The organism is Nocardioides epinepheli (genome assembly GCF_037936805.1).
In the GTDB taxonomy this organism is placed as follows: Bacteria; Actinomycetota; Actinomycetes; order Propionibacteriales; family Nocardioidaceae; genus Nocardioides.
The window spans coordinates 177861-188432 of record NZ_JBBMMC010000011.1 but is presented as its reverse complement, the minus strand read 5'-3'; the positions used below and the strand labels follow the sequence as shown (position 1 = coordinate 188432).

The window sequence follows — 10572 nt, the reverse complement described above, 5'->3', positions numbered from 1 at the left end:
GACCCCACACCGCACTAGCCGGAAGACCCCCAGTCACCCGCACCCCCGGTGTCACCAACCTCGCGGTATAGAACAGCCAGCGAGCGCCGACGAAACCCCGGCGACCGGCGCTGCCAACGTTTCCGGGGTCGGTTGGGAGGTTTCGTCGGCGGCCGACTGTCAGGCGGGCTCGTTCCTCGCCCGCCCGGCTTGCTCAACCTCCGAGTGCTCGCGAGGGTTTCGTCGGCAGCCGACTGTCAGGCGGGCTCGTTCCTCGCCCGCCCGGCTTGCTCAACCTCCGAGTGCTCGCGAGGGTTTCGTCTCGCCCCTCGCGGCTTCGTTCCTCAGCCCAGCGCCGGGGACGGTCAGGACGAGGGGTACAGCCCCTGCACTCGTCCGAAGAGCCGGGTGAGGCCGAAGAGCGCATCGATCGCCGGGGTCGGGACGTCGAGGCGCCGGCCGAGCTCGTGTACCGAGCCGATCAGCGCGTCGAGCTCGATCGGTCGTCCGGCCTCGACGTCGAGGAGCATCGAGGTCCGCAACGCACCGAGCCTGCTGGTGATGGCGTGCCGGTCCTCGGGAGTCTCCGCGATCGGGCATCCGATGCGGGCTCCGATCTCCTGGGCCTCGCGCATCGCCGTCGAGCACAGCTCACGCACCAGCGGATCGCCGAGCACCAGGTCGCCCGTGGCGCCGGTCAACGCCGTGACCGGGTTCATCGTCATGTTGCCCCAGAGCTTGTACCAGACGTCGCGGCGCACATCCGGGCTCTCGGTGACCTCGAAGCCGGCGGACCGGAGCACGTCGCCGAGCGCGGCCACCCGTGCCGACGGGCCTCCGGCCGGCTCGCCGACGATCAGGCCGTTGCCCGTCGCGTGCCGGACGAGCCCGGGCTCGATGCTCGCACAGCTGGCGTGCACGACGCCGCCGATCACCCGCTCGTAGGGCACCGCGGCCGCGATCTGGCCGCCCGGGTCGACGCTGTCGAGCGTGAGGTCCGGTGCGAACCACCACGGCACGCCGTTCATGAACGGCACCACAGCCGTCTCCGCCCCGCACAACGGGGCGACGAGGTCGAGCGCCGAGCCGAGTGACGTCGCCTTCACGGCCAGGACGACGACGTCCTGCTCGCCGAGGTCGGCCGGGCTGGCGGCGACGCGGGCGGGCGCGGCGATCAGCTCGCCGTGCTCCTCCAGGCGCCAGCCGTGCGTGTCCAGGGCGGCCAGGGTCGCGCCGCGCGCGATCGCCGAGACGTCGGCCGCACCCGTGGCGGCCAGCCGCGTCCCGATCCAGCCGCCGATCGCGCCAGCGCCCACTATGCACACCCTCACAGGTGCCGAGGATAGGCCCGAGGTCTACGGTTCTGGCCATGGCCGAGTCGTTGTCCCGTGAGCTGATCCTGCCCGCCCGCCGGCTCGGCGTCCCCCCGCGCCCCTCGGACCGTCAGCTGGCGGTGCTCGCCGAGCGCAGCGCCGAACAGTGGAGCATCAGCCCGCGCGACTGGGGCACCCAGCAGGTCGTGCGCCTCGCCGTGGCCGCCGTCCTGGCCGCGCAGGCCGAGCGATCCGAGGTCGACCTCGCGACGACGTCGCTGGCCGACGCCGCGAGGCTCTTCCGCCCCCACGTCGGGCTGTCCACCCAGGCGTTCCGGCTCGCCGTCGTCGAAGCCGTCAACGCAGGGGTCCCTGCCGCGGCCGATCCGCTCCGCGATGCTCTGCGCAGACTCGGCGTCACCGGACGTGAGCCCCTGGTGATGGTCGACCTCGGGCTCGACCGCGTCCCCGGTGACGGTGCGGAGTTCTGGAAGCAGGCGCGCCACTCCAGCACCGTCACCGCCGTCGTCGACGGGGTGGCCACCGGGCAGCACCGCTCCGACCTCAGCCGCCTCGACCGGCGCCAGCTCGGTCGCGCCGACGCGCTCGTGCTCGCCGGGGGCAAGGTCACCGCCGTCGCGATCGGCAGCACGCCGCAGCCGGGGGGCTCGTGGGTCGACGTGCCGATCGCGCTCACCCGTCCGCACCGACGCAGCCGCGACGAGCAGCGGGGCAAGAAGGGCGGCAAGGGGGCGCCGGAGCCCCGCGAGATCGTGCTTCGCGGCGAGGGCTGGACCGAGGTCTTCGAGATCGCCCTCGACGCCCTCGGCGTCGCCATGCACCAGCTCGACACCGGCCAGCGGCCGCGCGGTCGCTCCTCGACGTCGATCGACGCACTCGCCCACCGACTGGTCGCCGCACGCAAGCGCACCGTCGCCGACGTCGTCGCCTCGCTGCGCGCGATCGACCCGATGGTGCTGGAGATGTTCGACCACCAGGTCGACGTCACCGACGTGCGGGTCGCCGTCCCGGTCCTCGACGACGACGAGTTCGGCCGGCTCTGGCTCTCCCCCGAGGCGCTGGCCGGTCCACTGATCCTCGGGTCGGCCGACCTGTTCTTCGGCGGCCGCGTCGAGACCCGCGGCCCCGCCGGACCCGGCGGTCGGGGTGGCCAGGAGCGCCGCGGTCGAGGCGACCAGTCCGGCCAGCAGGGGGGCCAGTCCCGCCGTGGCCGTCGCGGCCGCGGCCCGAAGCCGAAGGCCGAGCAGCCGGGCGCAGCCGCGCCGGACGCCGAGCCGTCGACCGGTCCCGCGCCCGAGCACCCGGCCGCCACACCGCCGCCGGAGGTCGAGCAGGCGACCCCCACGCCGCCGGAGGCCGAGCACCCGGCCGCCACGCCGCCGGAGGTTGAGCAAGCGGCCCCCACGCCGCCGGAGGTTGAGCAGTCGACCGCCACGCCGCCGGAGGTTGAGCAAGCGAGCGCCAGCGAGCGCTGACGAAACCCCGGCGACCGTCGCTGCCAGCGTTGGTGAGGTCGGTTGCGAGGTTTCGTCGGCGCCGACGAGTTCGCTCCTCACTCGCCGGCTTGCTCAACCTCCGGGGGCCTTGCCGACGCTGGGCGCTGACGGAACCCCGGCGACCGGCGCTGCCGGCGTTGGCGAGGTCGGTTGGGACGTGGCTGTCGGAGGACCTCACGAGGTTTCGTCGGCGCGGGTACGGTGTGCGCCGTGGAGACTCGGATTCTGGGACGTACCGGTCGGAGGGTGTCGGTCGTCGGACTGGGCACCTGGCAGCTCGGAGCCGACTGGGGCGAGGTGAGCGACGACGACGCGCAGGCCGTCCTGGAGGCCTCGGCCGAGGCTGGGGTCACCTTCTACGACACCGCCGACGTCTACGGGGACGGCCGTAGCGAGCGCGCGATCGCCGCCTTCCTGGCCGCCCACCCGGACGCCGGGTTCACCGTCGCCACCAAGATGGGCCGCGCGGTGGAGCAGGTCCCCGAGAACTACCGGGCCGAGGCGTTCCGGACGTGGGTCGACGACTCCCGCCGGCGTCTCGGCGTCGAGACGCTCGACCTGGTCCAGCTGCACTGCCCGCCGTCGGAGACGATCGCCGACGACGCCACCTACGACGCCCTCGACGCGCTGGTCGCCGACGGCTCGATCGCGGCCTACGGCGTGAGCGTGGAGACGGTCGACCAGGCGCTCGAGGCGATGCGCCGGCCCCACCTGGCGACCGTGCAGATCATCCTCAACGCCTTCCGGCTCAAGCCGCTCGACGTCGTGCTGCCGGCGGCCGAGTCGGCCGGCATCGGGATCATCGCGCGGGTCCCGCTGGCCTCGGGCCTGTTGTCGGGGCGCTACGACCGCACGACCACCTTCGCCCCCGACGACCACCGCACCTACAACCGCGACGGCAGTGCCTTCGACGTCGGCGAGACGTTCTCCGGGGTCGACTTCGGCACGGGGATCCAGGCCGCCCAGGAGTTCTCTGCGCTGGTCGCGGGCTCGGGGCTCGACCTCACTCCGGCGCAGGCCGCGCTCGCCTGGGTGTGGCAGCAGCCGGGTGTGAGCACGGTGATCCCGGGCGCCCGGACGGCGGAGCAGGCGCGCGCCAACGCCGCTGCCGGTTCGGCCGCACCGCTGCCGCCGGACTTCCTGGAGGCGGTCGCAGGCATCTACGACCGGCACCTGCGCGCGGAGATCCACGACCGCTGGTAGCGCGGTCGGCGGCCGTCCGCGCGCGGGAGGCTCAGGCGAGATCGACTCGGGCCGGGTGTCGACCGTCGTGCGTAGGAGACGGCTCGGGCACGTGCCCCGTCGCGTCGTCCGCGACGTGGTGACCTGGGTGGCGCCGCGTGCCACCGGGCAGCCACCAGTTGGCGCGGCCGAGCAGCCGCATCGTGACCGGAACCAGGACCAAGCGCACGATGGTGGCGTCGACGAGGATCGCGACGACCATGCCGACGCCGATCATCTTGAGGAACGTGATGCTGGACATGGAGAAGAACCCGATCACGATGCACATCAGGAGTGCGGCGACGGTGATGATCGGTCCGGAACGCTGCAGCCCGATCGACACCGCTGCGGTGTTGTCGCCGGTCTCGAGCCAGGTCTCGCGGATCCGGGACAGCAAGAAGACCTCGTAGTCCATCGACAGTCCGAACAAGATGGCGACCATGAGCACCGGTTGGCTCGCCTCGATGTAGCCGGTCGGGGTGAAGTTGAGCCAGCCCGCGAGATGGCCGTCCTGGAAGATCCAGGTGACCACGCCGAACGCCGCGCCGATCGAGAGCACGTTCACCACGATCGCCTTGAGTGGCACCACCAGGGACCTGAAGCCGATCGCGAGCACCAGGAACGTGATGCCGGCGACGAGCAGCGCCATCCACAGCATCCGCCCCGACAGGGACTGCAGTTGGTCGACGACCTCCGCCGAGCTGCCGCCCACCAGGATCTGGGAGTCGCCGGGCGGTGAGAGCGCGCGGACGTCGCGGACGACGTCGAGGGCCGCGGCCGAGCTGGCATCGCCCGAGTAGCCGACGGAGAACAGGGTGCTGCGACCTGACTGGGCCGCCTGGTCGACCGAGTCGACCCCCTTGATGGCCGCGATCTCGGCGCCGACGTCCTGCGCCTCGGCGGGCGAGGCGCCACTGACCAGGACACGGATCGGGCGTGGGTTGCCGCCGGGGAAGTCGGCCACGATCTGCTCCGCCACCAGCCGGCTCTCCGCGTCGACAGGCAGCATCCGCTCGTCGACGCCGCCGAAGCGCACGTGCGAGAAGGGATAGGTGAGCACGCCGAGCACGGCGATCGAGGCGAGCAGATAGACGACCGGACGGCGCATCACGTGGTGGGCCAGGCTCGCCCAGCGCCCCGAGACGGCATCGGTCTCGACGGCCGCGGCGCTCCGTCGGCCGGTCCAGGGGATGCGCCAGGCGTCGACGCGGTGACCGAGCATGGCCAAGATGGCCGGCAACACGGTGAGGCTGGCGAGCATCGCGAACAGCACGGCGGCCGCCCCGCCCATGCCGAGCGAGCGCAGCAGCACCTGGGGGAAGAGCAGCAGGCCGGAGAGGGCGAGCGTGACGAGCACGCCCGAGATCACCACCATCCGGCCGGCGGTCTCCATGGTGCGTTGGACGGCGTCCTCCACGCTGCGTCCGCGGTGCAGCTCCTCGCGGAACCGGCCGACGACGAACAGGCCGTAGTCGATGGCCAGCCCCAGGCCGAGGATGGTGATGATGTTGAGCGAGAAGATCGAGACCTCGGTGAACATCGCGATCACCCGCAGGAGGGTGAAGGCGCCGAGCACCGCGAACGTGCCGATCAGCAACGGCATCGAGGCCGCGACGACGCTACCGAAGACGAGCAGGAGAGCGATCAGGAGCAGCGGCATGGCGATCGTCTCGGCGCGCGCGATGTCGGCGGGTACCTGTTCCTGGATGCTGAGGTCGACCGCCTCCGAGCCCCCGACCTGCGTGGTCAGGGGAGACCCCGCGACCATCGCCTCCGGGACGTCCTTGATCGCGTCGTCATCGGCGTCGTCGAGGAGTCGGACCGCGACGAAGGTCTCATGACCGTCGGTCGACCGCATCGCGTCGCTGCCGGTGTCGTAGTACGTCGTGACCGCCTCCACGCCGTCGCTGGCCCGCAGCGACGTCGCCATCTTCTCGACGGCGTCCTTGAAGGCGGGGTCGTCGACGTCGAGGTCGTCGTTGGAGTAGAGGCCGATGAAGTCGGTGCCCTGGGGTCCCAGTTCGGCCTCGATCCGCTCGCCGATGCGCTGCGACTCGCTGCCGGCGTCGGTGACGCTGGAGTTGCCGGTCATGTGAGCGAAGACGCCGGTGCCCCACACCACTGCGAACAGCAGGAACGCGACGGCGAGCGTCACGATCACCCGGCGACGCCGGTAGACGATCTGCCCCCAAGACGACAGCATGAGCCCAACTCCTCACCGCGCGGAGCGCGTCCTTCTCGGTGTATACCCCAGGATGCGCGCCCGGCTCGCTGCGCAACAGCCTCAGGGACCGACCAGTTCTGTCTGCGTCGTCGCGGTCATAACCTGCCACCGGCGGTCGGGACCAGGGCGTCGCGGACCAGGCGGGTGACGCGCTCGGTCTCCTCGAAGATGGCGAAGTGTCCACCGGTGAGGGTGTGTACCTGCCCGGGGCGCGTGGATCGGTCGGTCCAGCGCGCCTGCTGCGAGAAGGATGCGCGGGCGTCGTCGTGGGTCGCGATCACGGTGACCGGCACTTCGAGAGGAGGCTCGCGCCGATAGCGGTAGGACTCGCGCAGGGCGAAGTCGGCCCGGATGACCGGCAGCACCATCGCGAGCATCTCCGGGTCCTGGAGCACCCACTCGGGTGTGCCACCAAGCTTGCGGAGCATCGAGACCAGCCGGGGTGTCGCCATGGTCGACACGGCGCGGCCCCCTTCCTTGGCTCGGTGCGCCGCCGGTGCCCCGGACACGATCAGGTGCACCGGGGCCGGCATCCGCCGTCGGCGCATCTCCACCGCCGTCTCGTAGGCCACCAGCGCTCCCAGGCTGTGCCCATAGAGCGCGAACGGCTGTCCGGCGGCCGATCGCTCGATGACCGAGACGAGTTCGTCGACGAGCGGGTCCATGCGCTCGAAGGCGGGCTCGCGCATCCGGGCCTCGCGACCGGGGGGCTGGACGGGGACGACGTCGACCTCGCGGTGCGTGCCGACCCAGCCACGGAAGGCGGAGGCGCCACCGCCGGCGTGCGGCAGGCAGAAGAGTAGGACCGCGTCGCCCGCGACGTCTTGGCTGCGCATCGGCAGCCACGCACGGACCCGGTCGTCGGTCGGCAGTGTCGTCATCCGCGCACCTCGAGCCTGACGTAGGACGGGAACGGGTGGGCCACCGCGAGGTCGGCCTCGAGCACCACGTGGCTGCCGTCGCGGGCGATCTCCTGGAAGCCCGCGAAGGCATAGGTCACCTGCATCATCCGGTTGCGGCCGGTCTCGACCAGATCGGCGCGCAACCCGGCTCCCGCCTCGCGGGCCAGATGCAGCACATGGTGGAGCAGGATCGTCCCGACACCACGGGACATCACCCGGCACGACATCAGCATCATTCGCAGGTGCCACGTGCTCTCCTCGCCCTTCTCGACCAGGGCCAGGCCGATGGTGCCGTAGCTCCCGAACCGGTCGGTCAGCGAGGCGACCAGGAGGACGTGGTCCTGGGAGACCCGCAGCTCCTCGAGCTCCTCGAAGGAGTAGGTCCGACCGGTGGCGTTGAGCTGGTTGGTGCGTACGGTCAGCTCCTCGGCCCGCTGCAGGTCGGCATGCTGGGCGGTCTCGATGACGAAGCCCATGTCGAGGCTCGCAAGGAACTCCTCCGAGGTGCCGACGAAGTCACGCTCGACCCGAGCCCGCTCGAGTTGGCCGCGGTAGACCTCGCGCCGGCGGCTCGACTCGTCGGTGACGAACCGTGGCCGGAAGTCCTCCTGGAGGAGAACCTCGGCCGCGTCCGCGGCGTCGATCAGGGTGACCTCGGGGGCACCGTGAGCGACCTCGGCGCGCTCGAACTCCTGGTCGTCGACGAACGCGAAGGCGTCCAGCCCCAGGTTGAGGGTCTCGGCGACGGCGCGGATCGCCTCCGACTTGGGGTTCCAGCTGATCTGAGGACAGAGGAAGAGGTCGTCGATGCCGAGCTCGACGAGCTTGGCCATGGCGGTGTCGGCGTCGTTCTTGCTGGCGATGGTGTGGAGGACGCCCCAGCTGTCGAGGAGTCGGATGCGCTCGACGAGCTCGGTGCGGAGCACGACGTCGTCGTCCTCGAGCAGCACTCCGTCCCACAGCGTGTGGTCGAGGTCCCACACGACGCACTTGATCCGTCCCTGGCGGGGCTTGGCCGGAACTGTGTCGACGCTCACCGGAGCGACTGTCTGAGCGGTCATGAGGGGCTCCCTGCCAGGCCGCGCAGGGCCTCGTCGGCGATGGTGAGGCGTTGGATCTCGTTGCTGCCTTCGATGACCTCCATGACCTTGGCGTCGCGGTACAGCCGCGCCACGGGATGGTCGGGCCCGAAGCCGTTGGCACCGTGGATCTGCACGGCCTCACTCGCGTGGCGGGCCGCGGCCACCGACGCGAAGTACTTGGCGATCCAGGTCGCCATCACGGTGGCCGGATCGCCGGCGTCCTTGAGACGACCGGCCTCCGTGCACAGCAGCCGGGCCGCCCGGACGTCGGTGACCATGTCGCTGATCTTGGACCTGATGAGTGGCAGGTCCCACAGGGCGGTGCCGCCCACCCGACGTTCCAGAGCGTATGACGTCGAGGCGTCCAGGCAGGCCTGGACGAGGCCGACACAGCCGTTCGCGACGCTGAACCGGCCGAGATCCAGGGCACTGGTCAAGACCATGCCTGCGGTGAACCCACGGGGCCCGACCAGCGCGTCGTCGGGCAGCGCGACGTCGCGCAGCCGCACCTCGGCCAGCATCGAGCCGCGCGTCCCGAGGACCTCGGTGATCGCGGAGACCTCCAGGCCGGGCGTGGACCGCGGCACGAGGAACCCCACGATGGTGGCGCCAGTGCGGGCGAAGACCAGGAAGACGTCGGCCCGGCGCCCGTTGGTGATCCACCGCTTGGTGCCGTTGAGCCGCCAGCCGTCGGGCGTCTGCTCCGCCACCGTGGCGATGTCGGCTGCGTTGCTGCCCGCCCCCGGCTCGGTCAGGCAGAACGCTCCGAGCGTGCTGCCGTCGGCCAGGCGCGGCACCCAGTGGTGGCGCTGGTCGGGTGTGCCCCACCGGTTGACCACCCAGGCCACCATGGTGTGCACGGTCAGGAGGCTGCGGACCGATGAGCAGCCGCGGCCCACCTCCTCGTGGATCGCACCGAGCGTGACCATGTCGACGCCGCGACCCCCTAGGTCGGTGGGAAGGAACGGCGCCCACAGACCGGCCCTCGACAGCGCGTCGAGCACGGTCTCGGGAACCGTCGCGGTGCGCTCGAACTCGTTCGCCAGCGGCGCGATGTGGGCGTCGACGAAGACCCGGGCGCCGGCACGGTCCTCGACGGGGACGACGTCGAGAACCGGGTCGCCGACCAGGGCCAGTTCGATCACGAGCCGACCCCGCTGAGCGGGTGCGCCGAGATCCGCGCGACGAGCTGCGTCATCGCGGTCGCGGTGCGGAAGTTGTCGATGCGCAGCTCGTCGTTGGGTACGACGACGCCGAAGGTGTTCTCGAGGAACATGACGAGCTCCATCGCGAACAGAGAGTTGACGTAGCCGACGCTGAAGATGTCGTCGTCCGCGGTGAGCTCGGCGCGCGGGTAGCGGGCGCTGATGAAGCCGAGGACGGCGTCGGTGGTGGCGGGCGTGTGGGTCATGGGTTCCTCCTGGGTGCGATGGGTCAGCCGACGGGGACGTTGGTGGTGTCAGGGGTGCGGTAGTCGTAGAAGCCGCGGCCGCTCTTGCGGCCGTGGAGACCGGCGTCGGTCATCTGCTTGAGCAGGGGACAGGGCCGGTACTTGCTGTCGGCGTAGTGCTCGTAGAGCACCTCGACGCTGTGCAGGATCGTGTCGACGCCGATCAGGTCGGCGGTCTCGAGCGGCCCCATGGGGTGGCCGAAGCAGCTGCGGAAGACCTCATCGACCGACTCCGCGTCCGCGGTGCCCTCGTACACCAAGTACGCGGCCTCGTTGACGGTCAGCATCAGCACCCGGTTCGAGACGAAGCCGCTGGAGTCCTTGACCCGGATCGCCTTCTTCCCCATCGCCGCGAGCAGGGCGGTGGTGCGTTCGATCGTGTCGTCGCTGGTGTGCACGCCCGGGATGAGCTCGACCGCGGGCTTCGCCGGCACCGGGTTCATGAAGTGCACGCCGATGACGCGGTCGGGCCGGGTGGTCGCCGAGGCGACGCGGGTGATGGGGATGGCCGAGGTGTTGACGACGAACACCGTGTCGTCGCCGCAGGCGGCGTCGAGCTCACCGTAGACCTCGCGCTTGAGACTCCAGTTCTCGCTGACGTTCTCGATGACGATGTCGGCCTTGGCGACGGCGTCGGCGCCGACCCCGGTGCTGATCCGGGAGAGGACGTCGTCGACGTCGAGCACCGGCCCGCCCAGGAAGGGACTCATCCGGACATCGCGCCGGATCGTGGCCAGCGACCTGGCGAGGATCTCCTCGCTGGTGTCGACCAGGATCACGTCGTGCCCGGTCTGGGCGAGATTCTGGGCGACCCCGCAGCCCATGACCCCGGCACCCATCACTCCGACAGAGGTGTTCGTCGTGCTTGTCTGCATGATCTGATT

Annotated in this window: 9 protein-coding genes; 2 read left to right on the top strand and 7 right to left on the bottom strand. The window is 71.1% G+C overall.

What is annotated here, in order from left to right; translation table 11 throughout:
* Nucleotides 1-344 precede the first annotated feature (344 nt).
* A complete protein-coding gene (locus WMR31_RS15860; RefSeq protein ID WP_340539838.1) occupies nucleotides 345-1304 on the bottom strand; it encodes a 2-dehydropantoate 2-reductase in 960 nt (319 codons plus the stop codon).
* A gap of 44 nt (nucleotides 1305-1348) precedes the next feature.
* On the opposite strand from WMR31_RS15860, the gene WMR31_RS15855 reads away from it, so the two are divergent.
* Complete coding sequence (locus WMR31_RS15855; RefSeq protein WP_340539835.1) at nucleotides 1349-2788, top strand: hypothetical protein; 1440 nt, start codon at nucleotides 1349-1351, stop codon at nucleotides 2786-2788.
* Between the two features lie 267 nt (nucleotides 2789-3055).
* Nucleotides 3056-4012, top strand: coding sequence for an aldo/keto reductase (locus tag WMR31_RS15850; RefSeq protein ID WP_340539834.1), 957 nt, complete (start codon nucleotides 3056-3058; stop codon nucleotides 4010-4012).
* 31 nt (nucleotides 4013-4043) lie between these two features.
* Here the strand turns inward: WMR31_RS15850 and WMR31_RS15845 are convergent, their stop codons facing one another.
* From WMR31_RS15845 to WMR31_RS15820, 6 genes are all read right to left on the bottom strand, one after another.
* On the bottom strand, nucleotides 4044-6233 hold the full coding sequence (locus tag WMR31_RS15845) for an MMPL family transporter (RefSeq protein WP_340539833.1): 2190 nt from the start codon (nucleotides 6231-6233) through the stop codon (nucleotides 4044-4046).
* A 116-nt stretch (nucleotides 6234-6349) separates the two neighbouring features.
* Nucleotides 6350-7135: a thioesterase II family protein gene (locus tag WMR31_RS15840; RefSeq protein ID WP_340539832.1), complete on the bottom strand. Its 786-nt coding sequence runs from the start codon at nucleotides 7133-7135 to the stop codon at nucleotides 6350-6352.
* Nucleotides 7132-8193 carry an HAD-IIIC family phosphatase gene (locus WMR31_RS15835; protein ID WP_340539831.1) on the bottom strand — a complete coding sequence of 354 codons (1062 nt, stop codon included), beginning with the start codon at nucleotides 8191-8193 and terminating at the stop codon, nucleotides 7132-7134. The genes WMR31_RS15840 and WMR31_RS15835 overlap by 4 nt, the downstream gene beginning before the upstream one ends.
* A 20-nt stretch (nucleotides 8194-8213) precedes the next feature.
* Complete coding sequence (locus WMR31_RS15830) at nucleotides 8214-9383, bottom strand: acyl-CoA dehydrogenase family protein (RefSeq protein WP_340539830.1); 1170 nt, start codon at nucleotides 9381-9383, stop codon at nucleotides 8214-8216.
* The gene (locus WMR31_RS15825) at nucleotides 9380-9649 is read right to left on the bottom strand and encodes an acyl carrier protein (protein WP_340539829.1); all 270 of its coding nucleotides are present in this window, start codon (nucleotides 9647-9649) and stop codon (nucleotides 9380-9382) included. The genes WMR31_RS15830 and WMR31_RS15825 overlap by 4 nt, the downstream gene beginning before the upstream one ends.
* Before the next feature lie 23 nt (nucleotides 9650-9672).
* A complete protein-coding gene (locus tag WMR31_RS15820; protein ID WP_340539828.1) occupies nucleotides 9673-10563 on the bottom strand; it encodes a 3-hydroxyacyl-CoA dehydrogenase family protein in 891 nt (296 codons plus the stop codon).
* Nucleotides 10564-10572 lie beyond the last annotated feature (9 nt).

What these genes read in the sequence shown, in the direction of transcription:
- WMR31_RS15825 (WP_340539829.1), bottom strand. Translation starts at nt 9,649, where the DNA reads ATGACCCACACGCCCGCCACCACCGACGCCGTCCTCGGCTTCATCAGC.
- WMR31_RS15820 (WP_340539828.1), bottom strand. Translation starts at nt 10,563, where the DNA reads ATGCAGACAAGCACGACGAACACCTCTGTCGGAGTGATGGGTGCCGGG.
- WMR31_RS15855 (WP_340539835.1), top strand. Translation starts at nt 1,349, where the DNA reads ATGGCCGAGTCGTTGTCCCGTGAGCTGATCCTGCCCGCCCGCCGGCTC.
- WMR31_RS15845 (WP_340539833.1), bottom strand. Translation starts at nt 6,233, where the DNA reads ATGCTGTCGTCTTGGGGGCAGATCGTCTACCGGCGTCGCCGGGTGATC.
- WMR31_RS15840 (WP_340539832.1), bottom strand. Translation starts at nt 7,135, where the DNA reads ATGACGACACTGCCGACCGACGACCGGGTCCGTGCGTGGCTGCCGATG.